Source organism: Streptomyces sp. NPDC008121, from assembly GCF_042957155.1.
Classification (GTDB): Bacteria; Actinomycetota; Actinomycetes; order Streptomycetales; family Streptomycetaceae; genus Streptomyces.
The window spans coordinates 59,327-84,682 of sequence record NZ_JBIBHT010000001.1 but is presented as its reverse complement, the minus strand read 5'-3'; the positions used below and the strand labels follow the sequence as shown (position 1 = coordinate 84,682).

23 protein-coding genes are annotated in these 25,356 nt (G+C 73.2%); 8 read left to right on the top strand and 15 right to left on the bottom strand.

The genetic code is table 11. The features are described 5' to 3' along the window. Positions 1–129: 129 nt before the first annotated feature. On the top strand, positions 130–2,142 hold the full coding sequence (locus ACFZBD_RS00370) for a hypothetical protein (protein WP_391132887.1): 2,013 nt from the start codon (positions 130–132) through the stop codon (positions 2,140–2,142). Between the two features lie 165 nt (positions 2,143–2,307). Here ACFZBD_RS00370 and ACFZBD_RS00365 read toward each other — a convergent pair whose 3' ends face one another. Beyond that, positions 2,308–5,073, bottom strand: coding sequence for an AAA family ATPase (locus ACFZBD_RS00365; RefSeq protein ID WP_391132884.1), 2,766 nt, complete (start codon positions 5,071–5,073; stop codon positions 2,308–2,310). 348 nt (positions 5,074–5,421) lie between these two features. Between ACFZBD_RS00365 and ACFZBD_RS00360 the strand changes: the two genes are divergently transcribed. Next, the gene (locus tag ACFZBD_RS00360; RefSeq protein ID WP_391132881.1) at positions 5,422–6,036 is read left to right on the top strand and encodes a TetR/AcrR family transcriptional regulator C-terminal ligand-binding domain-containing protein; all 615 of its coding nucleotides are present in this window, start codon (positions 5,422–5,424) and stop codon (positions 6,034–6,036) included. A gap of 34 nt (positions 6,037–6,070) precedes the next feature. Here ACFZBD_RS00360 and ACFZBD_RS00355 read toward each other — a convergent pair whose 3' ends face one another. From ACFZBD_RS00355 to ACFZBD_RS00345, 3 genes are all read right to left on the bottom strand, one after another. After that, on the bottom strand, positions 6,071–6,574 hold the full coding sequence (locus ACFZBD_RS00355) for a hypothetical protein (RefSeq protein WP_391132878.1): 504 nt from the start codon (positions 6,572–6,574) through the stop codon (positions 6,071–6,073). A gap of 139 nt (positions 6,575–6,713) precedes the next feature. Further along, positions 6,714–7,817, bottom strand: a complete 1,104-nt coding sequence (locus ACFZBD_RS00350) for a SpoIIE family protein phosphatase (RefSeq protein WP_391132875.1) — start codon at positions 7,815–7,817, stop codon at positions 6,714–6,716. Positions 7,818–7,936: 119 nt separating this feature from the next. Beyond that, complete coding sequence (locus ACFZBD_RS00345; protein WP_391132872.1) at positions 7,937–8,194, bottom strand: WHG domain-containing protein; 258 nt, start codon at positions 8,192–8,194, stop codon at positions 7,937–7,939. A gap of 271 nt (positions 8,195–8,465) precedes the next feature. Here ACFZBD_RS00345 and rox point away from each other — a divergent pair, with 271 nt between their 5' ends. Then, positions 8,466–9,893, top strand: coding sequence for a rifampin monooxygenase (gene rox / locus ACFZBD_RS00340; RefSeq protein WP_391132869.1), 1,428 nt, complete (start codon positions 8,466–8,468; stop codon positions 9,891–9,893). 89 nt (positions 9,894–9,982) lie between these two features. Here the strand turns inward: rox and ACFZBD_RS00335 are convergent, their stop codons facing one another. After that, entirely contained in the window at positions 9,983–11,128 is a 1,146-nt protein-coding gene (locus ACFZBD_RS00335; protein ID WP_391135812.1) for a DUF6596 domain-containing protein, read from the bottom strand. 22 nt (positions 11,129–11,150) lie between these two features. Then, a complete protein-coding gene (locus tag ACFZBD_RS00330; RefSeq protein WP_391132867.1) occupies positions 11,151–11,558 on the bottom strand; it encodes a YciI family protein in 408 nt (135 codons plus the stop codon). Between the two features lie 189 nt (positions 11,559–11,747). Here ACFZBD_RS00330 and ACFZBD_RS00325 point away from each other — a divergent pair, with 189 nt between their 5' ends. Further along, the gene (locus ACFZBD_RS00325) at positions 11,748–12,140 is read left to right on the top strand and encodes an SHOCT domain-containing protein (protein ID WP_391132864.1); all 393 of its coding nucleotides are present in this window, start codon (positions 11,748–11,750) and stop codon (positions 12,138–12,140) included. A gap of 72 nt (positions 12,141–12,212) precedes the next feature. Then, positions 12,213–14,108, top strand: coding sequence for a glycoside hydrolase family 15 protein (locus tag ACFZBD_RS00320; protein WP_391132861.1), 1,896 nt, complete (start codon positions 12,213–12,215; stop codon positions 14,106–14,108). Here the strand turns inward: ACFZBD_RS00320 and ACFZBD_RS00315 are convergent. Then, positions 14,105–15,526 (bottom strand): MFS transporter, encoded by a 1,422-nt coding sequence (locus ACFZBD_RS00315; protein ID WP_391132858.1) that lies wholly within the window; start codon positions 15,524–15,526, stop codon positions 14,105–14,107. The two genes, ACFZBD_RS00320 and ACFZBD_RS00315, sit on opposite strands and share 4 nt — an antisense overlap. Positions 15,527–15,762: 236 nt before the next feature. Here ACFZBD_RS00315 and ACFZBD_RS00310 point away from each other — a divergent pair, with 236 nt between their 5' ends. Further along, positions 15,763–16,248, top strand: a complete 486-nt coding sequence (locus tag ACFZBD_RS00310; RefSeq protein ID WP_391132855.1) for a hypothetical protein — start codon at positions 15,763–15,765, stop codon at positions 16,246–16,248. A 51-nt stretch (positions 16,249–16,299) separates the two neighbouring features. Here the strand turns inward: ACFZBD_RS00310 and ACFZBD_RS00305 are convergent, their stop codons facing one another. After that, positions 16,300–17,019, bottom strand: coding sequence for an adenosylcobinamide amidohydrolase (locus ACFZBD_RS00305; protein ID WP_391132852.1), 720 nt, complete (start codon positions 17,017–17,019; stop codon positions 16,300–16,302). A 92-nt stretch (positions 17,020–17,111) separates the two neighbouring features. On the opposite strand from ACFZBD_RS00305, the gene ACFZBD_RS00300 reads away from it, so the two are divergent. Further along, entirely contained in the window at positions 17,112–17,741 is a 630-nt protein-coding gene (locus tag ACFZBD_RS00300) for a GPP34 family phosphoprotein (RefSeq protein ID WP_391132849.1), read from the top strand. Between the two features lie 55 nt (positions 17,742–17,796). Here the strand turns inward: ACFZBD_RS00300 and ACFZBD_RS00295 are convergent, their stop codons facing one another. The 6 genes from ACFZBD_RS00295 to ACFZBD_RS00270 all read right to left on the bottom strand — a co-directional run bounded on the left by ACFZBD_RS00295 (position 17,797) and on the right by ACFZBD_RS00270 (position 23,134). After that, the gene (locus tag ACFZBD_RS00295; RefSeq protein ID WP_391132845.1) at positions 17,797–18,093 is read right to left on the bottom strand and encodes a DUF1232 domain-containing protein; all 297 of its coding nucleotides are present in this window, start codon (positions 18,091–18,093) and stop codon (positions 17,797–17,799) included. 135 nt (positions 18,094–18,228) lie between these two features. After that, positions 18,229–18,765 carry a transglycosylase SLT domain-containing protein gene (locus tag ACFZBD_RS00290; RefSeq protein ID WP_391132842.1) on the bottom strand — a complete coding sequence of 179 codons (537 nt, stop codon included), beginning with the start codon at positions 18,763–18,765 and terminating at the stop codon, positions 18,229–18,231. Between the two features lie 516 nt (positions 18,766–19,281). Then, complete coding sequence (locus tag ACFZBD_RS00285; RefSeq protein WP_391132839.1) at positions 19,282–20,502, bottom strand: phospholipase D-like domain-containing protein; 1,221 nt, start codon at positions 20,500–20,502, stop codon at positions 19,282–19,284. Positions 20,503–20,626: 124 nt separating this feature from the next. Then, a complete protein-coding gene (locus ACFZBD_RS00280; protein ID WP_391132836.1) occupies positions 20,627–21,163 on the bottom strand; it encodes a DUF4916 domain-containing protein in 537 nt (178 codons plus the stop codon). Positions 21,164–21,295: 132 nt separating this feature from the next. After that, the gene (locus ACFZBD_RS00275; RefSeq protein ID WP_391132833.1) at positions 21,296–22,546 is read right to left on the bottom strand and encodes a protein kinase; all 1,251 of its coding nucleotides are present in this window, start codon (positions 22,544–22,546) and stop codon (positions 21,296–21,298) included. Between the two features lie 234 nt (positions 22,547–22,780). Further along, positions 22,781–23,134: a phage holin family protein gene (locus ACFZBD_RS00270; protein ID WP_391132831.1), complete on the bottom strand. Its 354-nt coding sequence runs from the start codon at positions 23,132–23,134 to the stop codon at positions 22,781–22,783. Between the two features lie 202 nt (positions 23,135–23,336). On the opposite strand from ACFZBD_RS00270, the gene ACFZBD_RS00265 reads away from it, so the two are divergent. Continuing rightward, complete coding sequence (locus tag ACFZBD_RS00265) at positions 23,337–23,864, top strand: GNAT family N-acetyltransferase (RefSeq protein ID WP_391132827.1); 528 nt, start codon at positions 23,337–23,339, stop codon at positions 23,862–23,864. 491 nt (positions 23,865–24,355) lie between these two features. Here ACFZBD_RS00265 and ACFZBD_RS00260 read toward each other — a convergent pair whose 3' ends face one another. Next, complete coding sequence (locus ACFZBD_RS00260; protein ID WP_391132824.1) at positions 24,356–25,327, bottom strand: TetR/AcrR family transcriptional regulator C-terminal domain-containing protein; 972 nt, start codon at positions 25,325–25,327, stop codon at positions 24,356–24,358. Positions 25,328–25,356: the final 29 nt, after the last annotated feature.

Sequence of the window (25,356 nt, the reverse complement as noted above, 5' to 3'; positions counted from 1 at the left end):
GGACCGGCCCTCACGACACCGGCCCTCACGGAACCGGCTCTTGCGGGCGCCGCCGCCGCGGGCCGGGCTCCCGCGTCCCACCCGGTGCGTCCCGCGCGGACGTCCGAGGCGATCGACCTCGGTTCGTGGATGTCCCAACTCGCCGGCACCCTCGGGAACCGCCCCCTCAACGGGATCGTGATGCCCGGCAGCCATGACGCCGGGACCGCGGGCATCACCAAGGACAGCGACATGTGCGACGCCGGCGACACCGTCGACGTCGCCCGCTCGTGGCCGGAGCTGGCGGCCGGGATGTCCCGCACCCAGAGCGGCTCGCTCGTGCAGCAGCTCGACGCCGGCTCCCGCTATCTCGATCTGCGCCTCTGCAAGCAGGGCGACCGCTGGTACAGCTACCACGGCGGGCCGCTGGGACGGCTGTTCTTCGACGCGCGCGGCCCGTTGGGCATCACCGTGCCGGGCGAGGCGCGCGAACTCGCCGACTGGATCCGGCGGCACCCGCGCGAGATCGTCATCCTCCGGGTCAAGACCACCGGCCCCGCCGCCACGCTCAAGGAGGACAGCCGCGCGGCCGTCACCGAACTGGGCGGCCTGGTCGGCGGCGGCCGGCCCGGCAACCCGGCGATCGCCGACGGATCGCTCGGCCCCACCTCCACGTACGACCAGTTCATGGCCGCCGGCAAACACGTGGTCCTCGTCGACGACACGGACAGCACCTCCTACCCCTGGGCCTGGCGACAGCCCCTCGTCCAGGACTACCGCGGCAGCTACGTCGGCGTCAGCGGCGACTGGAAGGACATCCTCAAGGGCGCCCTCGACCCCGGCCTGCGAAAGAAGACGTACGACGCGGTGCTCCGGCGCGGCGACGAGGTGCTCGGCAGGACGCCGGACGCGGGCAGCGAGCGGAAGCTCTTCGTCCAGCAGGCCATCATCGACCCCACCCACTCCATTCCGGACGCGGCGATGATCCAGATCGCCCGGATGCTGCGGCTGGTGTCGGCCTGGGAGGCCGACAACTACCTGATCAGCATGGAGAACGAGCTGAACGCCCGACTGCTCGCCAAGCTGCGGGCCGAGTGGAACCACACCGGCGTCACCGACAACATGAACATCGTCATGACGGACGATGTGAACCAGAACCGGGCCGGGGTGGCCGCCGGTGAACTCCAGCGGGAGATCATCTCCAAGAACCTTCCTCAGCGGGTCACGGCGCACACCTTCCACCAGGCCACCGTCCGGGCCGACGGCACCTGGACCGGACCGAGCCCGCTGAGCGGGGTCGGTCAGGCCTTCCGCTTCGCCGGACCCCGGCAGGCCGTGAGCGCCATGCCCGACGGCGGCGTCCAGGTCCTCGGCGTCGGGCTGGACGGCAACATCTGGCACGACATCCTCCGGCGCGACGGCGGCCGGCAGGGCTGGAACCTCCTGCCGGCGGCGGACAACCGGGCCGGCGGCTTCGCCGCCCGGGACATCGCCGTCACGGGCACGCCCGACGGCGACGCCCAGATCGTCGCCGTCGGCAAGGACGGCTACGCGTACCACAACATCCGGCACGCCGACGGGAGTTGGCAGGGCTGGTCCTCCATGCCGGGCCAGGACGGCGGACTGGTGCGGGCGACCAGGGTCGCCGCCGCCGGCATGCCCGACGGCTCCGCGCAGATCCTCGTCTACGGCGCCGACGGCAGGATGCGCCTGGGTATCCGGGCCGCCGACGGCAGTTGGAGCCCGTGGTCGGTCGTCGCGGGCGTCAACGCCCCGGACTTCGCCGGACCCGCCCTGTCGATTGCGGCCCTGCCGAACGGCGACAGCCAGATCGCGGCGATCGGCAACGACGGCAACATCTGGCACACCCTCCGCCGCGGCGACGGTACGTGGTCGGGGTGGGGAACCCCGGCCGGGGTGTCCGGCGGCGCGATGGGGGCCTCCGCGGTCGCCCTGACCGGCCTGCCCGACGGCTCCGCCCAGGTGGCCGCCGTCGGACGCGACGGATACGTCCACCACGCCGCACGCCACGCGGACGGGGGCTGGACCCCGTTCCTGCGCGTGGGCGGCGTCCGGGGCGCCGCCGGCTTCGCGGGCGACCAGGTCGGCATCGCCGGCCTCCCCGACGGCTCCACCCGGCTCCTCCTCACCGCCCGCCCGTGACGTCCACCCGGGAGTAAGGCTGCCCCTTCCTCTCGCGCGGAGCGAAGCCCCCGGGCGCCCTGTTCCACCGCGGTGGAACAGGGCGCCCAGGGGCCGCAGCCCGGGCCGGAACGCTCACTTCCGTGAGCGTTTCCCAGGCCCGGACAGGGGGCCGCCTCCGTCCCCTCAGCTCTCCCGGGACTGCTCGCCGGACTCCCCGGACTGCATCAGATCGCGCAGCTCCCGCCGGCCCTTGATGGCGTTCTTGGCGTAGATGTTCGCCAGGTGGTACTCCACCGTCTTCACGCTGAGGTACAGCTCCGCCGCGATCTCCCGGTTCGTCCAGCCACGGCCGACCAGCCCGGCGATGTCCCGTTCCCGGTCCGACAGCCCGTGCCCGAAGCCCCCGCCGTCCCCGCGCCGCGCCGACGAGGTGCCGAGCCCGTCCAGCATCGCGCGACAGCGCAGGCGGAACGGCTCCGCGCCGAGGCCGGCGAAGACCTTCTCGGCGGCACGCAGATGCTCGCGCGCGCCCTGCGTGTCGCCGGTGGCGAGCAGCACGGCGCCCAGGTCCTGCCGCGCACACGCCTTGTGCAGCACCGGGTCGCCGCCGTCCGCGGCCACCGCGAGCGCGTCCGTGTAGGCGCGCACGGCGGCTTCCGGCGCGCCTTCGGCGACGGCGATCGCGCCGCCGACCCACTTGCCCACCACCGGGAGCAGCGCGCCGTGCGGCCGCGCCGCCGCCAGCTGGCGCTGCACGGCCCGGGCCCGGCCGGTGTCGCCGGTCCGCGCGTACGCCACCCCGAGCAACGGCACGTGCCGGAGGGCGTACAGGCGCGCACGGCTCTCGTTGACGGGGTCGTCCACGGCCGGGCCGATGAGCGCCACCACCTTCTCGTAGTCCTCCGCGGCGAACTCCACCACCGCCTGGGAGGTGGCGATGTGGAAGTCGGGGCCCTCGAAATCCGCCGAGGCCACGGCCCGTGCCTCCCGCATCGCGGCCCTCGCCTCGTCGAACCGGCCGCTGAAGGCGTGCAGGACGGCGATGAAGCAGTTGAGCGCGAACGAGTCGGAGGCGCGCCCGGTGGTGTGCGCGATGTCGAGCGCCACCGAGAGGTTGCGTCGGGCGTCCTGCCATTCGCCGAGGGCGAAGTGGCTCCACAGGCTGTGGGTCAGCGCGGAGACGCTGCTGATCCTCGACACCCCCACGTCGCGCCGCCGGGCCGCCGCCGAGAGGTCGTTCAGGCCTCCCGCGAGATCTCCTGCGAGGCTGCGGAACATGCCCCGGTAGATGAGGGCGTCGGTGTGGGTGGGAGGGACCCGGACGGGGAGGTCGGGCAGCTCGCCGAGGTGCTCGAGGCCGACGGCGGGGCCGCCGATGAGGGCGTGGCCGTACGCCAGGTTCGCCTGCGCCATCCCCCGTATGGTCGCGTCGTCGGTGTGCCGCAGGGCGAACCGGGAGGTCGCGAGCGTCGCTTGCCCGAGCCCCAGCGAGCCTTCCGCGACGCCCAGTTCGGCGGCGGCGGACGCGGCCAGGGCCGTCTCCCCGCGGGCGGTGAAGGCCTCCCGCGCCCGCGCGAGATACGTACGGGCCCGGGCGTCCTTGCCCTGCGCCAGGCTGAGCAGGCCCAGCGCCTCGTCGCGCTGCGGCCCGTCGGGGGAGGCGAGGACGGTCGCCTCGTGGCGCAGCGCGGTGCGCGGCTGACCGCCCGTCACCTGCAGGCGTACGGCCGAGACCAGCGCCTCCTGCCGCTGCCGGACCTCCGGCTCGACCTGGGAGGAGGCGAGCAGATACGTGGCCGCGAGCGCCGCGTGACCGGCGGCCACCTCCCGGGTGGCGGCGTCCCGCAACTCCGCGGCGAGCGGCGCGTCGTAACTCTCCGCCGCCGCCACCCGGTGCCGCCAGCTCTCCGGCGGACCCAGGATCCGGGCGACCCTGAGGTGCATCCGGTCGCGTTCCGCACGGGGGAGGGCGGCGTACAGCGCGTCCCGCTGGCCGACGTGGACCAGCCCCAGGGTCGGCGCGGCGCCCGGGACCCACACGGCGGCATGCTGCTCCACCAGGCGGTCGGCGTCGGCGCCGACCGAGTCGGAGTCCAGCAGCCGGCCCAGGAGCGGGACGGGCGCCGGGGCGTCGAGGACGGCGAGCATGTCGAGGAGCGCGCGGCTCGACGGGGGGAAGGACCGCGACCAGGCGCCGACGGCTTCCCGAAGCGACGTGGGCACGCTCGTGACGGCCGGGTCGTCGGGGAGGTCACCTCCGAAGGCGCCGACCGCGGCCTCCAGGAAGAGGGGGTTGCCGTTGCTCCACACCGCGAGGTTCCGCAGCCGCCCCTCCGCGTGCGGCCGGGAGGTCCGGTCCTCGACGAAGTCGCGTGTCTCGTCCGGGGTGAAGCCGGTGAGTCCGATGTGCTCCGGTGCCGGCTCCAGGTCCGTCAGGCCCATGTGCCGTACGGTCCGGGCGGCGTGCTGCGTGGAGACGACGGTCAGTACGCGCTCCGCCCGCTGCCGCAGCAGGGCGAAGCCGATGGCCTGCAAGGACTCCATGTCGATCCGGTGCGCGTCGTCCAGCCAGAACAGCACCGGCGCGCGCTCGAGCAGGGCGTCCAGCAGGTGGATGACCGCCGCGCCCGTCCCGAGCACCGACAGCTGAGGGTCCGGGCGTTCCCGCCCGGGCGTACCCGCCGGGTAGGCGCCGCCGTCGGTGAGGAGACCGGTGACGGTGTAGAAGGGCAGCTCGGTCTTCGGGGGCACGTCCCACGTCCTGAGGACGGTGAACTCCTTGTCGACCCGCTCCGCGAAATGGTCGACGAGGACGGTCTTGCCCATGCCCGCGGAGCCCGAGACCACTACGACCCGGGGGACCCCACGGGCGGCGGTCCGTGCGGCGGCCCGCAGGACTCCCAACTCGCGGGAGCGCCCGATGAACCGGCGGCCACGGGACTCGTTCATGCGTACTCCCGACGCTGATGCTCGACGGGATCAGCAGTTCCTCGCATTCTACCGACGGCCCCGTCCCGCCTGGTGGAGCGGCGGGCGGGGCGGTACGGGGCGCGTCGCCGGAGGGACGACGCGGCCCGACCCGGGGGTGAGGTGCTGCCGGCGCGGGGGGAGCCGGCGTCGCGAAGCCCCGGCGGACCCGCCCTAGGGGAAATCCCTGGTCCGCCGGGGCGCGGGCCGCGGTTGACTGAGTCGCACCGAAGCAGGACGGATACGGCGCCGAAGCGGGACGCGTACAGCGGCGAAGCGGGGCGCGCGCGGCACAGCGGCGCGACGCACACAGTCGGAGGAACCACCAGCATGGCCGAGGCACTCACCGGGCCGACGCGTCGTCGGAGACTCACCCCGGAGCGCCGGCGCGAGCTCCTGCGCGTGACCGCCCAACTCGTCGGCGAGGTCGGCTACGACCAGGTGACCATGGCCGCGGTCGCGCAACGGGGGCGGTGCAGCACGGCCACGCTCTACCGGCAGTGGCAGAGCAAGCCCCGGCTGGTGATCTCGGCCTGGAAGGAGCTCTCCGGCGAACACGGACACGGCCTGGAGCGCGTCGACACGGGCAGCCTGCGCGGTGACCTGATGGCCCTGGTGGAGCGCCTGCTGGCCGACGACGCGGGCGGGGGCGCGTTCATCTCCGTCCCCGCCGTCATCGTCCAGGACGAGACCGTCATGGAGATCGCCCGCGAGATCCTGATCGACCCCCTCCTGAAGGATCTGTCCGCGCTCCTCGACCGCGCCGTGGACCGGGGAGAGATCGAGGCCGCCAACCCGATCGTCGGCCTCACCCACCAGGTCCTGCTCGGCACCTGGCTCGCGCAGACCATCGTGCACCGGACGCCGGCCACCCGTGAGCTGATGGAGACCGTCGTCGACCTGGTGCTGCTGCCGACCCTGGTCGTCCGCTACCACCCGGCCTGACCCCCGCGAGGACCGGCCCGGCCGGGGGGCGTGGTCAACCGGCCGGGACCGGCGCGGGCGTTACGGCCGCGTGGTGGCAGCCGCTGTCGTCGGGGGCGGTGACGGGGATGCGCATCCTGCGCAGCAGATCACGGGTGGTACGGACGGTCAGGGTGCTGCGCCAGGTGACGTCCGGGTGGCGGGAACGCAGGTGGGAGAGGGCGCGGGTGCCGAGCCCGGTGGAGTGGAACGGGCGGTCGATGTCGAGGGCCGTGACGACGCCCGCGGCGCAGTTCGCGCAGATGCGGTAGTGCACCTGCCCGATGACCCTGCGGCCGTGCACGAGGAGCAGGCACTCCTCCCCGGGCCCGGGGTCGCCGGGGAGGTGCGAGGACAGGAACTCGACGGCGCGGTACGCCAGCAGCCGACGGCGCAGCCGCCCACGGGCCGTGCCGCGGCGCCCGTGTCTGCCGCCGCGTGCGGACGCCTGGGCGTCGAAGACGGAACGGAACAGGGTGCTCGTCGGGGTGTTCGTCGGGCGCGCGTGTTCTCCGGACATGACCTTCGTGTGCCCTGACGAAGGCATCTGACGCTCCCTCGGACGAGTGGCCCGCCCGGAAGGCGCGGCATGGGCGCCTTCCGGGCCGGTGGAGCCGGTCGGCGTCAGTCGACGCACCGGCCGGCCGCACGGGCCGGGCTCAGTCCTCCGGCAGCCGCCGGATCGCGACCATGGCGGCGTCGTCGCCGAGACGGCCGTGCGGGGTGTGCGCGAGCAGGTCCTCGCGCAGACGGCGCAGGAGGGCCCGGGGGTCCGCTTCCGCGAAGGTGCCGAGGCGTTCGGCCAGGGGATAGAAGGTGCCGAAGGCGTCGCGGGCCTCGATGACCCCGTCGGTGTAGAGCAGCACGACATCGCCGGCTTCGAAGGGGAACACCTCGGGTGTCAGGACGGCGCGGCCCGCGAACTCGGTCAGCCCGAGCGGCGGCGCCGGCAGTCGGACCTCCAACGGCGTCACCACGCCGTTCCGCAGGAGCAGCGGCGGCGGATGCCCGCAGTTGACCAGGTGGAGCGTCGGCGTGCTGTCGGGGACGTCCAGCAGGGCGGCGGTGATGAACGCCTCGCCGGGCTCCTCCTCCGCGGCACCGGCCCCCGGGTCGCCCAGGCTCGACGATACGGTCCCCTCCAGGTACGTCACCAGCAGGGAGAGTTCGGCCTGCCGGTGGGCGGCGGCCCGGAAGGCGCCGAGGAGCAGGGCCGCGTCCCCGACCGCCTCCATGCCCTTGCCGCGTACGTCCCCGATCATCAGCCGGGTCCCCTGGGACGTCCGCGCGGCGGCGAACAGGTCCCCGCCGATCTGCGCCTCGTCCTCGGCGGCCAGGTAGACGGAGGCCAGCCGCAGGCTCCCGATACGGTCCGGCAGGGGCCGCAGGACGACCTCCTGTGCGGCCTCGGCGACGTACCGGAGCTGTGTCATCTCCTTCTCGTGCCGCTCCCGCAGCGCCGCGAAGAAGGTGACGAACGCGGAGATCAGGATCAGCGCGATGATCTGGAAGGTGTGGTTCAGGTCCGTGAGGCTGGTGCGTACCAGGGCCACGGCCATCTGGGCCAGCACGGCCACCGCGCCGATCAGGCCGGTCGTCCTCGGCCCGGCGAACGAGGCCGTGACCGCCGGCGCCGCCGCCAGGAACGGCCCGAGGTGCACCTCCGGCGGAGCGAGGATGTCCACCACCGTGACGACCACGATGAGGCCGAGCGGGACCGCGAGCAGGGCGTGCCGGCGATTCGCGTCCGTCTGCACCCGCACGATGGATGTGCACCTCCGCCGAGTCGATATGCGGTGATCTGTGATGATCAGGGTGCACCCTAACCCTCCCGCCCGGCCGAAGCGCGGCTGACGGGCCCGCCCGTCGCCGGCTCACGGTGTCACGGGCGCGGTGGCAGCACTGTCTCGAGTTCGGCCGCGAGGAGTCGGGCGGGGTCGAGGTCCATGCCGGCGAAGTGGCCGGCGAGCTCCAGCGACAGCACGCCGTGCTGACGGGTCCAGAAGGTCAGGAACCGGTGGAGGGCCTCCGCCGGGGCCGGGGACTCGAGGGCTGGCTGCGCGACCTGAAGACGGCCGCCGAAGCGCGCCACTCCTCCGCAGCGCACTGACCCCTGCGCGACCGCGCGAGGTGGGGGCATGGGCCGGACACGACAAAGGCAAGGAGTCACCGACTCCTTGCCACTCTCAAGGTATAGCGCACAGGGGGGCTTGCGGCAAGGCCGGGTCCGTCCCGCAGAATGATCCGCCCAAGGCCAGGACCTGCGGAAACGGCGGATCCACCACCGGCGGGTCCACCACCGTGGCGCGCGGTCGTACGGAGACGTACGGAGTCGCCCGCGGTGGGGCGCCGTGTCCGCCGACCCGTACGGAGCGGCCGGCCCCACCCCCTCTCGTGAAACGGACGTTGTGATGATTGACGTGATCGTGGTCGGCGGCGGTCCGACCGGCTTGATGCTGGCCGCCGAACTGCGGCTGCACGGCGTACACGTGGTCGTGCTGGAGCGGCTGACCGAGCGGAGCGAACAGTCCCGCGGCCAGGGCCTCCACGCGCGCAGCGTCGAGATCATGGACCAGCGCGGCCTGCTGGACCGGTTCCTCGCGGTGAGTGAGACGTTCCAGGCGGGCGGCCTCTTCGGCGGCATCATCAAGCCGTGGCCCCAGGACCTGGACACCGAACACCCGTACGGCATCGCCATCCCGCAGCCGCTCACCGAGCGGCTGCTCGAGGAGCACGCCCGCGAGGCCGGCGTGGAGCTCCGGCGCGGCAGCGACGTCGTCGGGCTGAGCCAGGACGAGGACGCGGTGACGGTCGAGCTGGCGGACGGCACGCGCCTGCGGTCGCGCTACCTCGTCGGATGCGACGGCGGGCGCAGCCTGGTGCGCAAGCAGCTCGGCATCGGGTTCCCGGGCGAGCCCGCGACGGTCGAGACGCTCCTGGGGGAGATGGAGCTCACGGCGGATCCGGAGACGATCGCCGCCGTCGGCGAGGAGGTCCGCAAGACCCAACTGCGCTTCGGGGCGGCCCCCCTCGGGGAGGGGGTGTACCGCGTCGTCGTCCCCGCCGACGGCGTGGCCGAGGACCGGGCGGCCCCGCCGACCCTCGACGACTTCCGGCGGCAGCTCCGGGCGTTCGCGGGCACCGACTTCGGCGCTCGCTCGCCGCGCTGGCTCTCCCGGTTCGGCGACGCCACCCGCCAGGCCGAGCACTACCGCGTCGGCCGGGTGCTGCTCGCCGGCGACGCGGCGCACGTCCACCCGCCGACCGGCGGGCAGGGGCTCAACCTCGGCGTCCAGGACGCCTTCAACCTGGGATGGAAGCTGGCGGCCGCCGTCGACGGCTGGGCGCCCGAGGGGCTGCTCGACAGCTACCACGCCGAGAGGCACCCGGTGGGCGCCCGCGTCCTCGCCAACACCCGCGCCCAGATCACCCTGCTGGGATCCGACCCGGGGCCGACCGCGCTGCGGGAGCTGTTCTCCCGTCTGATGGACTTCCAGGAGGTCAACCGGTACATCACCGGGATGATCACCGCGGTGGAGGTGCGCTACGACCTCGGCGAGGGCCACGAACTGCTCGGGCGGCGGATGCGGGACCTGCGGCTGAAGCGGGGGCGCCTCTACGAGCTGACGCACCGGGGCCGCGGGCTGCTGCTCGACCAGACCGGGCGGCTCTCGGTGGAGGGCTGGGCGGACCGGGTCGACCACGTCGTCGACGTCTGCGAGGAGCTCGACGTCCCCGCCGTGCTGCTGCGGCCGGACGGCCATGTGGCGTGGGCCGGTGAAGACCGGCAGGACCTCCTCGACCGGCTCCCCCGGTGGTTCGGCGCCCCCACCGCCTGAGCCCGCGGCCCGGCCTCGTCGCACACCGGGGACGGCCGGGGGGAGCCCCGCCCGCAAGCCCCGCCCGCGAGCCCCGGACGGCAGGTCCCTCAGCGGCGCCCCTGCGCGTTGAGGCGGGCCGCCCGGAGCGTCAGATGGTCGCGCTCGGCGAGGCTCGGGGCCTTCAGGGCCGCCTCGGCGTACAGGCGTGCCGCCGTCGCCGTGTCACCGTCCCGCTCGTGGAGGTACGCCGCCACGGCGGTGTACCGTGGCAGCGCCTCGTCGAGCCCGGCGAGCGCGGCGAGACCGGCCCGCGGCCCGTCGGCCTCCCCGACGGCCACCGCGCGGTTGAGCCGGACGACCGGGCTGTCCGTCAGGCGCGCCAGCTCGTCGTACCACTCGACGATCTGCACCCAGTCGGTCTCCCCGGCGGTGGGCGCGTCGGCGTGCAGCGCCGCGATGGCGGCCTGCGCCTGGAACTCCCCCAGCCGGTCGCGGGCGAGGGCCGTCTGCAGGATCACGACGCCCTCGGCGATCGACGCGGTGTCCCACCGGCCGCGGTCCTGCTCCGCGAGCGGCACCAGGCTCCCGTCGGGGGCGGTCCGCCCAGCACGCCGGGCGTGGTGGAGCAGCATCAGGGCCAGCAGCCCCGCCACCTCGGGGTGGTCGATCGAAGCCGCGAGCTGCCGGGTGAGCCGGATGGCCTCGGCGGCGAGGTCGACATCCCCCGCGTAGCCCTCGTTGAAGACCAGGTAGAGCACCCGCAGCACCGTCGCCACATCGCCCGGCCGGTCGAACCGCACGCCGGAGACCGTGCGCTTGGCCCGGCTGATGCGCTGCGCCATGGTCGCCTCGGGCACCAGATAGGCCCGGGCGATCTGGCGGGTGGTCAGGCCGCCGACGGCGCGCAGCGTCAGCGCGACCGCCGACGAGGGCGTCAGCGACGGGTGGGCGCACAGGAAGTAGAGCCGGAGCGTGTCGTCCACGGAGCCCGCCGGCCCGGGCGCCGGCTCCTCGTCCACCAGGTCCTCGCGGCGGCGGCGTGCGGCGTCCGACCGGGCCGCGTCCAGGAACTTCCGCCAGGCCGCGGTGACGAGCCAGCCCTTCGGGTCCCGCGGCGGATCGGCCGGCCAGACACGGACCGCCTCGACCAGCGCGTCCTGGACGGCGTCCTCGGCCGCCGCGAAGTCGGCTCCGCGGCGGACGAGGATCCCGAGGACGCCCGGGGTAAGGCTCCGGAGCAGCGCCTCGTTCATCGGAGAGGTCACCGTCGGTCGCTCAGTCCTCGATGGTGGGCGGCGCCGACAGGAACGGACGCAGCTCCAGCCACTCGTGGATCGGCTTCCCGCCGGCCCCCGGCGCCGCGGACAGCTCCCCGGCCAGCTCGACCGCCCGCTCGTAGCTGTCGACGTCGATCACCATCCAGCCGGCGATGAGGTCCTTGGTCTCGGCGAACGGGCCGTCGGTGACCGGCGGCCGCCCTTCTCCGTCGTACCGTACGAACGTCCCCTCGGGCGCCAGCGCCTGCCCGTCGACGAACTCGCCCGTCTCCTCCAGACGGGTGGCGAAGTCCCGCATGTACTGCACGTGCGCCGAGACCTCCTCCGGCGTCCACCGGTCCATGGGCACGTCGTTCACCGCGGCCGGAGCGCCGCGGTAGTGCTTGAGCAGCAGGTACTTCGCCATGATCGTTCTCCTCGGTCCTGATGCGAGCCCTTGTGGTCGCCTTCACCTCGGGGACGGAGCCGGTCACCGGTTCTCGACATCACCCGGGAAACTTTTTCGGCGACCTCGTCGTACCCCGCTGGCATGCGGCCTTCCGGGACCGACTGTATGAATGGGGGAGGGGGACGGCATCCATGATCGGAGCGAAGCATGGACGACTACCCCCTCCTCAACCTGTTCTGGACGATGCTGTGGCTCTTCCTGTGGGTCATGTGGTTCTTCCTGCTGTTCAAGGTGGTCACCGACATCTTCCGTGACCACAGCCTCAGCGGCTGGGCCAAGGCCGGGTGGCTCGTCCTCGTGCTCGTCCTCCCCTACCTCGGCGTCTTCGTGTACCTCGTCGCGCGCGGCAAGAGCATGGGCGAACGGGACGTGAAGCAGGTCAAGGAGAACGAGGAGGCCTTCCGGACGTACGTACGGAAGGCGGCGGGAACGGAGAGCGGCTCGTCGGTGGACGAGCTGGGCAAGCTCTCCGCGCTCCGGGACAAGGGCGACCTCACCCAGGAGGAGTTCGAGCGCGCCAAGGCCAAGCTCCTGGCCTGAACCGGCGGCCCCGCCGCGTCCCCCGGCCCCCCGGCGAACCGGCCGGGCACCGCTCCTTCCCGTGGAGGATCGATGCGCCCCTACCCGCCGATCGCCGAGCACGGCCTCATCGGCGACCTCCAGACCTGCGCCCTCGTCTCGTCCGAGGGCGTCCTCGACTGGTTCTGCACGCCCCGCTTCGACTCGCCCAGCATCTTCGCCGCCCTCCTGGACGCCGAACGGGGCGGCCACTTCGCCATCACCGCGGAGCCACCCCCGCCGTCCGACGGCACCGGCCCCCTCGCCGGCGGCCCGCCCCCGCACCGCCCCGAGGTCGTCACGCGCCAGCTCTACCTGGCCGACACCGCGGTCCTCATCACCCGCTTCCTCACCCCCGAAGGGGTCGGGGAGGTCGTCGACTTCATGCCCGTACGCGAACCGCACACCGCCACCGACCTCCACCGGGTGGTGCGGGTCCTGCGGTGCGTTCGCGGGGCGGTGCGCTTCTCCCTGGAGTGCCGGCCGCGCTTCGACTACGGCCGGGCGCCCCACGGCCTGACCTTCGACGGCGCCGCCGCCCGGTTCGACGGACCGGGCGTCACGGCCCATCTGCAGGCCCTGGGGGCGGTGCCCCTGGAGCCCGAGGGCACGGACGTACGGGCGGCCGTGGCCCTGACCGAGGGGGAGCGCGCGGCCGTCGTCCTCACGGTCTGCGACCCGGCCCGGCCCGCCCCGCCGCCCCCGCGCGTCGACGACATGACGGCGGAGTTCGACGCCGTCCGCGCCTTCTGGCACGGCTGGATCGGACGCTGCACCTACCGCGGCCGCTGGCAGCAGATGGTCAACCGCTCCGCGATCACCATCAAACTGATGACGTACGCCCCGACCGGCGCGCCCATCGCCGCCGCCACCATGGGCCTGCCCGAGCGGGAGGGCGGCGAACGGAACTGGGACTACCGCTACACCTGGATCCGTGACGCGTCCCTGTCGGTGCGCGCCATGCGCGACCTCGGCTTCACCCGGGAGGCGAACGCCTTCCGCGGCTGGCTCGCCCGCCGGCTGCGGGACGGCGGCGCCCCGAACGGCGAACCGCTCCAGATCATGTACCGGGTCGACGGCGACCCGCACCTGACCGAGGAGATCCTCGACCACCTGGCGGGCTGGCGCGGCTCCGCACCCGTCCGCGCGGGCAACGGCGCCGCCGACCAGCTGCAGCTCGACATCTACGGCGAGGCCGTCCACGCCCTCGCCCAGTCCGGCCAGGTCGATGACGTCGTCGGCTACGACGACTGGCGGCGCGGCGCCGCCCTGCTGGACTGGCTCTGCGCGCACTGGGACCGCCCCGACGAGGGCATCTGGGAGACCCGCGGGGGAGCGAAGAACTTCACGTACAGCCGCGTCATGTGCTGGGTCGCGCTCGACCACGGCATCCGCCAGGCCACGGCCACCGCCCGCCCCGCCGACATCGCCCGCTGGACCGCCGCACGGGACGCCATCCTGGAGCAGGTCATGACCCGCGGCTGGAGCGAGGAACGCCGGGCGTTCGTCCAGGAGTACGACAGCACCGTCCTGGACGCCTCGCTGCTCCTCATGCCGCTGGTCGGCTTCATCACCCCCACCGACCCGCGCTGGCTGTCCACCCTCGACGCGATGGACGCCGACCTCGTCACCGACAGCCTCGTCCACCGCTACGACCCGAAGACCTCTCCCGACGGACTCGCCGGATCCGAGGGCACCTTCTCCCTCTGCACCTTCCTGTACGTCTACGCCCTCGCCAGGGCCGGCCGCCCCGAGATGGCCCGCTACGTCTTCGACAACATGCTCACCTACGCCAACCACGTGGGCCTGTTCGCCGAGGAGATCGGCCTCACCGGCGAACAACTCGGGAACTTCCCCCAGGCCTTCACCCACCTGGCGCTCATCACCGCCGCCCTCGCCCTGGACACGGCCCTCGACACCGCGCGCGACCTGCCCTCGGATACCTCTTAGGTCTTGCGGACGCCGGGCTCGTCCGCCCGCATCGAGAGGGGCGGAACCACTCCGAGCGCCACGAGCCGGTGGCGTACGACCATGACGATGACCGCCGCGGCGAAGATGACCACTCCGCCGAGGCGGAGGACCGCGTCGTACGCGTCCTCGGCCGGGTGCTGCGGGGTGAGCGCCGAGATCGCCGCTGCCGTCCCGGCCAGGGCGATCGCGCCCAGCGTGACCAGGAACGTCAGCAGCACCCCCGACGCCTCCCCGGCCCTCGCCGGGGCGACGACCTGCTGGGTCGCCACGCTGGAGTAGGTCCAGCCGAGCCCCAGGCCCAGACCGCACCACGCGAACACCGGCACGTACAGCCACCACACCGACACCAGCGTCAGGGCGAACATCCCCGTGCCCGCGATCGCCCCGGCCAGCGCCATCACCGCCGTCGGCCGCATGCGCCGGCCGAGCCGCGCGCCCAGCGGTCCGCTCAGCGCCACCAGCACCGCCGGAGCCAGGAACACCGTGCCCGCCACGATCGGCGAGAGGCCGCGCACGCCCTGGAGGTAGAGCGTGGCCAGGAAGACGGTCACGCCGTACCCCATGTTCGCGACCGAGCCCATCCCCGTCACCAGGACGTACGGCACGTTGCGGAACAGCCGCAGGTCGATCAGCGGATGCCGGATCCGCCGTTCCCGCACCAGGAACAGCCCGCCGGTCACCACGGCCACCGCGCACGCCCCCAGGGTCCGGGCGCTGGTCCAGCCCCAGGCGTCCGCCCGCTCCACGGCCAGGGTGAGGGTGGCCAGCGCGCACACGACCAGCCCACAGCCGACGAGGTCGAGCGCGCGCGGCGCCGACGTGTCGCGCGAGTCGGGGACGTACACCAGGGTGATGAGCAGCGCGAGCAGGCCCAACGGGGCCATCAGCCAGAAGATCCAGCGCCACCCCGGGCCCTCGGCGAACCCTCCGCCCACGAAGGGACCGAGCGCCGTCCCGATGTTGGCGACGCCGAACACGGCGCCCAGGGCCCGGGCACGGGTCTCGTCGGGAAACAGGTTGGTGATCACCGACACGGACACCGGGAAGACGAACGCCGCCCCGATCCCCTGCAGCACACGGGCCCCGACCAGCAGACCGAGGCCGGGAGCCAGCGCGCAGCCCACCGACCCGGCCGTGAACAGGGCGATCCCGGCCAGCAGGGTGCCGCGTCGCCCGAAGACGTCCCCCACCCGGCCGCCGACGATGAAGAAGCAGCCGATGGCGAGCATGTACGCGGACAGGGTCCACTGCGCCGTCGAAGCCGAGACGTCGAGCTCCGCCGCGATGCCGGGGATGGCGAGGTTGAGGGCGAAGAAGTCCAGCTGGATGCAGAACAGGGCGACGGCGACCGCGACGAAGGCGCCCTTCCGTGCCGCCGCCGGAGACTGAGCGCGCATGCGGGGTTTCCTCCCAGGCGACGCCGTGACCCACGGCGGAAGGCCGTCCGTTCCTCACCCCATTCTGGAGCCGCGGACGCGGGCCCGCAGGCCGGGCCCGGGGCGCGGATGTGCGCGGGAACGGGGCCACGGAGGGACCTCCGACGCTACGATCGGGCCGCTCCCTCCGCGCCGGAAGAGAGCGCGGAGGCTGGGGGTCGTCGGCCGCGGGGCCGCGGAATCGGTGGGGGGACGGCATGGCGTTGAACGAGCACTACGCCCTGGGCATCGGGTGCCGGATGGGCGTCGACGGCGGGCTCGGCGGGCCCATGGTGAAGTGGAGCGTGGCCTCCCTGTCGGCGCCGGAGCTGCGCCGGCCGGGGAGCGGCGAGACGGACGTCGCGTTCTCCTGCCCGCGTTGCTCGAAACCGTTCACGGTCAAGGTCGAGAGCGAGGGCAAGGCGCGGGTCAAGCGCCGGATCTATCTGGTCCTCGGCTGGACGCTCCTTCTGTCGCTGCTGGTCACCTTGCCCCTCCTCTTCCACTTCAGAGGGCAGACCCGGGAGGAGTCCGACACCTCGACCAACCCCGTCGGTGTCCTCTTCGCCCTGAGCGCGGTGGGCTTCGTCGCCGGGCTCACCTTCCGGTCCCTCGGCGCCCGCTACGAAGGCGTCAAGAAGTTCCGCCTCGTCCGTCCGGACGGTACGAAGACCGCGTGGGTGCAGGGACACCGCATGTTCTGACCGCTGACCGCTGACCGCTGACCGCTGACGCGGCGGCTCGCGCGCCCGCCGTCAGCCGTCGACGGCCCTGCCGGCTCCGCGCAGGTGGTTCTCCGCCTTCAGGCAGGCCTGGTACGCGGCCTCGTGCACGGCCCGGGCCAGGCGTGCGCCCCACACCGAACGGGGACCGGCGAACGACTCCGCCGGACACCCTGCGGAGGGTTCCCGCGCGGCGACGCACACCGCGTCGGTCGGCGTCCCGGAGGCGTCCACCCCGGCGTCGCGCAACGCCTGCACCTTGGCTTCGGTGGCGGTGGCGACGGCGTTCACCAAGGCCGCGTCGGAGAAGGCGACGGGCACGGACACGACGATGTTGATCGTCCCCGCCGCCCGCGGGCCCGGCAGCCCCGGAGCGGGACCGGCCGCCCACCCCCGTACCCCGAGACCCGCCGTCACCACGGCGTGGACGCCGCCGTCCGACGCGCTGCCGTGGTCGGCGACCGAGGCGGCCGTCATCAGCCCCACCCCCGGTCCCGACGCGCCGGCCCGCGCCGCGAGTCCGGCGAGGTGGGCGTCCGGGTCCATCCGCCGGTATCCGTGGGGGACCTGCGCGTTCAGCACCCAGCGCCGCTCCCCGATGCCTCCGCCGAGCGGCGCGCTGGAGACCATGCGCCGACCCTCACCCGGCATCCACAGCAGCATCGGCCACTCCCGGCCGTCCTCCACGCGCGACAGCAGCGGGAGACGGTCGAGGACGGCCAGGTCAGGGGAGACATGGAGCGCGGAGGACATGGCCGCACCCTACCCGCGGGCAGGGCGGAACCGTCGGCCGGTAACCGTCGTCTGTCCGGGAAAGCGATCAAGAAACGATGCGGGGGAGTGGGATGGCGATCACGCTGGCCGAGGAGGTCGTACTGCTGGCTCTGGACGACGAGTCCGGAGCGGTACGACAGCGCCAGACCGTCGCGTACGCGGTGGCGGCGGGGATCCTGCTCGAACTCGTCCTGGCCGGCAGGGCGTCCGTCGCCGGCAAGCACGTCGAGCTGACGGATCCGGCGCCGACCGGGGACCGGCTGCTCGACGGCCGGATCGCGCTGCTGGAGGCGTGGCTCGGCGGGCGCCGGCGGCGACGCGTGGCGGACTGGCTGACGAAGGACCAGAACAAGGCCCTGGGCGCGGCCCTGGAGAGTCTGTGCGCGCGCGGCGTGGTCGTCGAGGAGCGGCGCAAGGCGCTCGGCGTCTTCCCCGTACGCCGCTACCCCGAGGCGGACGGCGCCGTCGAGGCCGAGCTGCGCGAGCGGCTCCGCGCCGTCGTGCGCGAGGGCGCCGCGCCGGACGTACGGACCGCGGGCCTCGTCGCGCTGCTCCACGGCGCCAAGGCGCACCGCCTGGCCTTCCCCGACGCCCCGCGCCGCCAGGTGACCGAGAGGGTCGAGGAGGTGGCCGCCGGGCACTGGGCGGCCGAGAGCCTGCGCACCGCCATCCGCAACATGCAGGCGGCCGCCACCGTATGACGGCGACTCCCGCGGCTGTCACGGCCGGGCGTGGGGCGGCGGGGCCTCGCAGGGGTCAGCCGGGCAGCCGCTTGGCGTCCGCCCCACTCCGGGCCGCCGCCGAGTGCAGTGCCCTGAGGGCCACCAGCAGGACGCCGATGTCGTCCAGGTAGACCGGATCGGGGATCAGGTCGACCGGCGACACCGTGTAGATCACGGCCGTCCAGAACAGGGCCTTGGACTGCAGGGGGACACCGGCGTCCCGCAGCAACTTGCGGGCCCGGAAGACCCGTACGAGCAACACGGCCGCGCAACCCGCCAGCGCGAGGGCGAGAACCACGGCGGCCACGAGAAGCCAGGAGGAGCTGTCCATGGCGCTCTTCTACCCTTCCTCGCTCCGTCGGCACCGGGCCGGTCGCGCGAGATGTGACGCGGCGCAGGCCCGCCTCGGGGGAGGCGGGCCTGCGCGCGGGGACCTGCGGGGTGCCGTTCGGGCGTCCGCGTCGGATCAGTAGGCGGAGTCGACGTTGTCGATGGAGCCGTACTTGTCCGCCGCGTAGTTGGCGGCCGCGGTGATGTTGGCGACCGGGTCGGTCAGGTCGTTCGGCGTGCCCTCGACGTGGTACGCGTCGAACGTCGGCTGGATGACCTGGAGCAGGCCCTTCGACGGCGTGCCGTTCTGCGCGTTCACGTCCCAGTTGTTCTGGGCCTCCGGGTTGCCGGAGGACTCACGCATGATGTTGCGGTGCAGACCCTCGTAGCTGCCGGGGATGTCCTCGGACTTCATGATGTCCAGGGCTTCCTTGATCCAGCCGTCGAGGTTGTCGGCGTACTGCTTCTTCGCCTTCTTGGCGGGCTTCGCCGCCGGAGCGTCCGCCGCCGACACCGCGGCCGCCGAGACATGCGCCGGAACCGTAGCGGCCTGGGCGGGGGACGGCGCCAGCGTGAGCGCCGCTGCCGCGGCACCTGCGGTGGCGATGCCCGCGACGGAGAGCTTGCGGAATCGGACGATGCGGCGGGTGGTGTTCTGCGTGGTGGCGGTCATACGCGGGTGACTCTCCCTCTTGGGACGACATGGGGATGCCGACCGACGGTGCGGTACGGCGGAAGCGGAGCGATGTCTCCGCGAGGCGGCCGGGCGGTCGAGCGAACACGTTCGGCTCTGCGGCCCGTCACCGGGCTCCCCGGACGACAGCCATGGTTACGGGCGCTCCGGACGGGACGCAAGGATGTGACGTACTACCCGACCGCATAGCAAATGTCGCGAATGCTCGCCGGATCCCCTCCGCGCGCGGATCCGCCGCCCTCCGGAGTACTACCGCGCCTAGGACGTGACGTGGCTCCTATGCGGGGCATCACAGTCACGGCCCCGCGCCGGCCCCGGGCGTGACTCACCGGTGGCCTCTTCGCACGCTCCGTGGTCATGCCCGGGCGTGCGGCGTCCGGCCCGATCGGAGCCGCGGGGACGGCGTCGATCGGGCCGGTCAGGACGGTCGCCGAGGGAGGACGGAAAGCGGGGAGACCCGGGCGCGACCGCCCCCGGCCTCCGAGGCCCCGCCCCCTACAGGTAGCGGCGGATCGGCTGGACGGCGGCCTCGCGGGCCCGCTGGACAACGGAGCGTTTCTGCCAGCGGCCCGTCCGGACCAGCCGGCTCGCCGCCACGTCCGCGTCGAAGTGCGCGTCCAGGGTGGCGGTGAACTCCTCGTCCAGCACGGCGAGCATGACCTCCTCGTCATGGTCGAGGGAGCGGCGGTTGAAGTTGGTCGACCCCACGAGCGCCGCCGTGCCGTCCACGGTGATGACCTTGGCGTGCATCATCGTGGGCTGGTACTCGTGGATCTTCACGCCGCAGGCCAGCAGATCCTCGTAGTAGTGCTGGCCCGCCAGCTGGCAGACCCGCTTGTCGGTGTACGGCCCGGGCAGCAGGATCTCCACCTCCACCCCGCGCCGCGCGGCCGCGCACAGCAGCTCGATGAAGAGGGCGTCGGGGGAGAAGTAGGCGGTGGCCAGCCGGAAGCGCTCCTCAGCGGATTCGATCACGACCCGGATCAGGGTCTGCATGTCCTGCCACCCGAAACTGGCCGAACCGCGGACCACCTGCACCACCGCGTCGCCCTGCGGCCGGTGGCCGGCGAACCGGTCGCGGTCGTCGAAGAGCTCGTCGTGGCACTCCGCCCAGTTCTGCGCGAAGGCCGCCGCGATGCCGTCCACGGCGGGGCCGCCCACCTTGATGTGGGTGTCGCGCCACTCGCGCGGATTGCGGGCGTCGCCGCACCACTCCTCGGCGATGCCCACCCCGCCGGTGAAGGCCACCTGCTCGTCCACGACGAGGACCTTGCGGTGGCAGCGGTGGTTCTGCTTGAGCGGTGACAGGTACAGCGGCTTGCGGAACCACGCCACCTGCACGCCGGCCCGGCGCATCTCCCTCAGGAGTTCCTTCTCGATCAGCCGGCTGCCGAAGCCGTCCAGCAGCAGCCGCACGCGGACTCCGGCCCGGGCCCGCTCCGCCAGCGCGTACGCGAAATCACGGGCGATGTCGCCCTTCCAGTACACGAAGGTCATCATGTCGACCGTGTGCTCGGCGGAGCGGATGCTGTCCAGCATGGCCGGGAAGATCTCGTCACCGTTGCGCAGGGCGACCAGCGAGTTCCCCTCGGTCGCCGCGATGCCGATCAGCCGCTCCAGACGCCGGCGTATGCGCAGCGCGCGCTCGCCGACGGGCCGGCCGCCCGCCGGCGGCGCCTCCACGGCCGACTCCGATACGTCCTGTGTGCTGGTCATCGTTTTCCTCCCCGGGCCGACGCGCGGGGACGCGTCAGGCCGTGACCGCTACGGCTGCACTGGCTCGAGTGCACCGGGGACTGTAACCCGAAGCCGCCCGAGGGCAGCAGTCGGGCCGGTCACTTCAGTACGCGTATCCCACATGCGCGAGGGCCTGCTTCAGGAGCACCGCGTGGCCGCCCGGCATCTCGTTCTGCACGGAGGCCGACGCGGCTTCCTGCGGACTGAGCCAGACCAGGTCCAAGGCGTCCTGCCGGGGCCGGCAGTCACCGCTCACCGGCACGATGTAGGCGAGTGACACGGCGTGCTGGCGCGGGTCGTGGAAGGGGGTGGTGCCCGCGGTGGGGAAGTACTCGGCCACCGTGAAGGGCTGGAGGGAGGCGGGGACGCGGGGCAGGGCCACCGGGCCGAGATCCTTCTCCAGGTGGCGCAGGAGCGCGTGACGGACCCGCTCGTGGTGCAGGACGCGGCCGGACACCAGGGTGCGGCTGATCGTCCCGTCCGGCCCGATCCGCAGGAGCAGGCCGATGCTGGTGACTTCGCCCGTCTCGTCCACGCGTACGGGAACGGCCTCCACGTACAGGATGGGCATCTGGGCCCTGGCCATGGCCAGCTCGTCGCTGGTCAGCCAGCCGGGCGTGGTTTCGGTCGTGTCAGACATCGCCTGATCATACTTTCCTGGACGGCATCCGCCCAGATCACCCGCGTGCTCGCAGGAGGGAAGTTCCGGCAGGTCGGCAGGGCCGTGCTGCCGCGCCGGGGAGGAGCCGCGAGCAGCCGCCGGGGCCTCGGGTCAGAGCGCGGAGCGGGGCGCGGATGCGGCGCGGGCGTCGTGCCGATGCCCGGGCGCCTTCGAGGAGGGGGTGGGATGCGATGCGGTGTTCGCGGTGTCCGGTGCCGCCTGGTGCGGCGCACGGGACGTCGCGTCCCGCCCCTCCGTGGGCGCCCCGCCGATCGAGCCGCTCAGTGTCACGCCGAGCACGGCCAGCGCCGTACCGGTCGCGAGCAGCGCGCGGCCGGAGCGGAAGGAGGCGGCCGGGGCGGAACGGCGTTTCGGGACCGAGGGCTTCCTGTGCGAGCCGGTCGGCCTCTCCGCGTCGCGGGGGGCCGACGGGGCTCCCGGTCGTACCGGGCCCGCCGCCTCTGGCTCACGTATCGGGTCCACCGCCTCTGTCTCACGTACTGGATCCGCCGCTTCCGCCGGCTCTCCCAGGGCCGCCGGTATCGCGTCCAGGGCCCGGAGGCAGGTGTGCGCGTCGGGCCGGTTGGTCTCCTCCGGGTCCGTCATGGCCCGCAACAGCTCGACGAGGTCCGCCGGGAGGTCCTGCGGTATCGCGGGGGGCCGGTGCAGCCGCGCCAGTGCGGCCTCCAAGGGCGCGCCGGGATACTCCAGTTCACCCTTCACGGCCTCGAGGAGCACCAGCCCGAGGCTGTACACGTCCGCCGCCGGCCCCGCGCCCTTGCCGAGCACCTGCTCCGGTGCCATGTAGGCCGCCGTCCCCACCAGGGTGCCGGTCGCGGTGTGGACGGCGGAGGTGTCGACGATCCGGGAGATGCCGAAGTCGGTGAGGTACGGCGTGTCCGCCCGGTCCAGGAGGATGTTCGACGGCTTCACGTCCCGGTGCACGACACCGGCCTCGTGCACGTGGGCGAGCGCCGACGACAGCGCGGCCCCGAGGCGGCAGGACGCGACGGGTGTGAGGGGCGAGGAGGCGAGGCGCCGGCGCAGGGTCGTCCCTTTGACGAGCTGCATCACCAGGTAGGGCCGCCCGTCCTCCTGGCCGGAGTCATACAGCGTCACCAGGCCGGGGTGCCGCATCCGTGCCAGCAGGCGGCCTTCGCCGACGAACCGCTCCTCCGTCTGGGAGTCGCTGCCGGGGCGGAACAACTTCACCGCGACGGGCCGCCGCAGCCGCAGGTCCAGTCCCTTGTACACGTCGGCCGCACCGCCGCGCCCCACCAGGTCGTCGAGCCGGTAGCGCCCGGCGACCGCGTGCGCCGTGAGCCGGAGCTCCGGCCGTACCGACCACGGGCGGACCTTCATCTCTGCCCCCTGCGTTCCGTTGGCACCTTCCGCTGTCCGCCCGCCGAGGTACGTCATGGCCGGGCCGGTGACCGCACGCCTGCCGGGGGCGGCCGGCGCCGTACGACAGGACCGCGACCCGCCCGTGTGCGAGCACGGAACTACGCGTTCCCCGGAAGCCGTGGAACATCCGTGCGGGCGCGCAGGAAGTCCCGTGGGCGACGGCGCCGGCGCCCCTGACGGGTGGTCAGCCGGTCACTGGACCAGCTCGTCGGCCACGTCCTTCACCGAGTCGATGGAGACCGCCAACGCCTCGCGGGACGAGGCCCGGGCGCGCCGCAATCTCTCGTAGCCGTATCCGGCGAACGCCACGGCCCCCACGCCGTACGCCGCGGCCAGCGCCCCTGCGGCGCGGGGCGCCGGCCAGACCCGCTCCAGCGCCCGTATCGCCGACTCCTGGGCGGCCAGCAGAGCCAGCGCGCCGAGCACTCCGCCGGCCCCCAGGGCCACCGATCCCCGACGCCCCTCGGCCACGGCGGTCACCAACTCCGCCTTGACCAGGTCGACGTCCTCACGAACCAATTCGATGACTTCCCGTGACAATGCCATGTCTTCCCGGTACCCCTGACGCGGCGGGACACGCAACGGACATCACGGACCCTCACGGCCCGTCATGCGGCGGCCGTCCATGCTCGCACCGGCCACTGACAGCGCGCACGGGGAGACGTCGGGGCCGCGGCGTCACAAGCCCCCCGCGTCCAGGGGTGCGGCCCTGCCTCGGGTCCGGCGCGGCAGGCCTAGACTCCCCGGTGTGACTGCTCCGGCCCCAGCGATCCGCCCCGCGGTCCCGGCCGACCTGGACGCCGTGGCCGGGATCTACACGCACTACGTCCGCCACACGGTGATCACCTTCGAGGAGATCCCGCCGCCGGTGACCGCCTGGCGCGGGCGGCTGGACGATCTGGCCGAGCGGGGACTGCCGTTCCTGGTCGCCGAACTGTCCGGCGACATCGTGGGCTACGCGTACGCGGCCCCGTGGCGCCCCAAGCCCGCCTACCGGCACACGGTCGAGAACTCGATCTACCTCGCCCCCGACCACACCGGCCACGGCCTGGGCGCGGCCCTCCTGGACGCGTTGCTCGCCGCCGTGGCGGGGACGGACGTACGGCAGATGATCGCCGTCATCGCCGACGCCGGCACCGATGCCTCGATCGCCCTGCACCACCGCTTCGGCTTCACGCGGGCGGGACGGCTGACGGCCGTAGGCTACAAGCACGGCCGCTGGATCGACACCGTACTGATGCAACGCCCGCTCGGCCCGGCCCCGGCACAGGGCTGAACGGACGGACGCCGGGCCGGGGCGGCTAGGTCCTGTCTCTTTGACGTCACGTTGATCGGGCCACGTGCGAGGGTGGTGCCATGCCGCAGCTTGGTCACCGCCTCCGGTCCTTCAGATTCGCGCTCGGACTCTCTCCGACGAGCTTTGCAGCATGCCGGGAAACAGGTGGTCCGGCTGTGGAGCACGCCCTTTCGGATGAGGCGACGCTTTGTGGCATACCGCAGCGCCAGGTGACGGCCTATCGGCATCTGTTCGTTGCGAAGGGGTCCGGGAGCTGCTCGGACTGCCGGATGAGGGCAGTCGATGCCTCGGCCAGGCCCTGAAGTTAGGACTTCCCGAGCGAGCGGCCGACCTCAGTCTTCCGTAGCCGGGTCCAGATCAAGATGGCTGCGAGGTGGAGAGCGGCCTCGTAGGCGATGGCGTGTTTGTCTGCAAGCGGGCTGCACGGCGACCGCCCCGCGGTGGCTCGGAGAACATATACGGGACAGCCCTCAGGCGGCAGGCCCCCGGCCTTCGATGAGGGGTGTCAGGCCGTCGAGGAGCGCGGAGAGGCCGAAGTCGAAGAGCGCGTCGAGACGCAGGTCGTAGCCGTCCTCGAAGGCTCCGACGACCTTCGCGAAGGTCGGGAAGCGGCCGGATTCAGCCAGTTCGCGGAGGGCGGGGGCGCGGCTGTCCATCCACTGGTCGTCCGACTGGCCCGTGGCGGCTTCGGCGTGCGCTTCCCTCTCCAGGTGTACCGCCAGGCCCTGGACGTGGCTGTAGATCAGGACGTGGATGTCGAACAGGGTCGTGGGGTCGAGGCCGTGGCCGTCGAGGGCTCCCAGCATCCACTCGCCGTGGACCATCAGCCGGGGGACGAGCAACGGGCGCGAGAGGGAGCCGAGCTGGGCCAGCCACGGGTGCTTCCGGTACAGGCTCCACAGCGTCCGGGCGCCCAGCTCGACGCGGGTACGCCAGTGGTCGGGGACGTCCGCGGGGTAGGACTCCTCGCCGAACGCGGCGTCGGCCATGTGCAGGACGAGGTCGTCCTTGCTCGGGACGTACCGGTAGGTCGACATCGCCGCCACGCCGAGCCGGGCGGCGACGCCGCGCATGGAGAGGGCCGAGAGCCCTTCGGCATCGGCGATCCCGATCGCGGTACGGACGATCCGGTCGAGGCTCAGCTCTTGCTCGGGGTGCTGGGCGGACGACGGGCTACCGGGACTCGGGGCGGCCGGCGCGGCGGGGGCGGTCCCGGCGACGACCGTGCCGATCCGGGGCCGGGCCTCGACGAGGCCCTCCAGGCGCAGGGTGGTCAGCGCCTTGGTGGCGGTGGCCAGCGCGACGCCCCATTCCGCGGCGATCCGCCGGGTCGAGGGGACCCGGTCCCCGGGGGCGAGCTCCCCGTCCGCGACGCGCCGCCTGATCGCGGCCGCGATCTGCAGATAGGGCGGATCGCCGACTGCTCCTGTGGTCTGCGTCACGTGCCTCCGCCTTCCCGTCCTGTACTAGT

Coding starts and splice junctions, on each gene's coding strand:
- ACFZBD_RS00305 (WP_391132852.1), bottom strand. CDS start 17,019: ATGTCCTCCGCGCTCCATGTCTCCCCTGACCTGGCCGTCCTCGACCGT.
- ACFZBD_RS00325 (WP_391132864.1), top strand. CDS start 11,748: ATGGACGACTACCCCCTCCTCAACCTGTTCTGGACGATGCTGTGGCTC.
- ACFZBD_RS00355 (WP_391132878.1), bottom strand. CDS start 6,574: ATGTCCGGAGAACACGCGCGCCCGACGAACACCCCGACGAGCACCCTG.
- ACFZBD_RS00365 (WP_391132884.1), bottom strand. CDS start 5,073: ATGAACGAGTCCCGTGGCCGCCGGTTCATCGGGCGCTCCCGCGAGTTG.
- ACFZBD_RS00310 (WP_391132855.1), top strand. CDS start 15,763: ATGGCGTTGAACGAGCACTACGCCCTGGGCATCGGGTGCCGGATGGGC.
- ACFZBD_RS00275 (WP_391132833.1), bottom strand. CDS start 22,546: ATGAAGGTCCGCCCGTGGTCGGTACGGCCGGAGCTCCGGCTCACGGCG.
- ACFZBD_RS00270 (WP_391132831.1), bottom strand. CDS start 23,134: ATGGCATTGTCACGGGAAGTCATCGAATTGGTTCGTGAGGACGTCGAC.
- rox (WP_391132869.1), top strand. CDS start 8,466: ATGATTGACGTGATCGTGGTCGGCGGCGGTCCGACCGGCTTGATGCTG.
- ACFZBD_RS00300 (WP_391132849.1), top strand. CDS start 17,112: ATGGCGATCACGCTGGCCGAGGAGGTCGTACTGCTGGCTCTGGACGAC.
- ACFZBD_RS00360 (WP_391132881.1), top strand. CDS start 5,422: ATGGCCGAGGCACTCACCGGGCCGACGCGTCGTCGGAGACTCACCCCG.
- ACFZBD_RS00320 (WP_391132861.1), top strand. CDS start 12,213: ATGCGCCCCTACCCGCCGATCGCCGAGCACGGCCTCATCGGCGACCTC.
- ACFZBD_RS00335 (WP_391135812.1), bottom strand. CDS start 11,128: ATGAACGAGGCGCTGCTCCGGAGCCTTACCCCGGGCGTCCTCGGGATC.
- ACFZBD_RS00345 (WP_391132872.1), bottom strand. CDS start 8,194: ATGCCCCCACCTCGCGCGGTCGCGCAGGGGTCAGTGCGCTGCGGAGGA.
- ACFZBD_RS00315 (WP_391132858.1), bottom strand. CDS start 15,526: ATGCGCGCTCAGTCTCCGGCGGCGGCACGGAAGGGCGCCTTCGTCGCG.
- ACFZBD_RS00280 (WP_391132836.1), bottom strand. CDS start 21,163: ATGTCTGACACGACCGAAACCACGCCCGGCTGGCTGACCAGCGACGAG.
- ACFZBD_RS00290 (WP_391132842.1), bottom strand. CDS start 18,765: ATGACCGCCACCACGCAGAACACCACCCGCCGCATCGTCCGATTCCGC.
- ACFZBD_RS00330 (WP_391132867.1), bottom strand. CDS start 11,558: ATGGCGAAGTACCTGCTGCTCAAGCACTACCGCGGCGCTCCGGCCGCG.
- ACFZBD_RS00295 (WP_391132845.1), bottom strand. CDS start 18,093: ATGGACAGCTCCTCCTGGCTTCTCGTGGCCGCCGTGGTTCTCGCCCTC.
- ACFZBD_RS00370 (WP_391132887.1), top strand. CDS start 130: ATGTCCCAACTCGCCGGCACCCTCGGGAACCGCCCCCTCAACGGGATC.
- ACFZBD_RS00285 (WP_391132839.1), bottom strand. CDS start 20,502: ATGACCAGCACACAGGACGTATCGGAGTCGGCCGTGGAGGCGCCGCCG.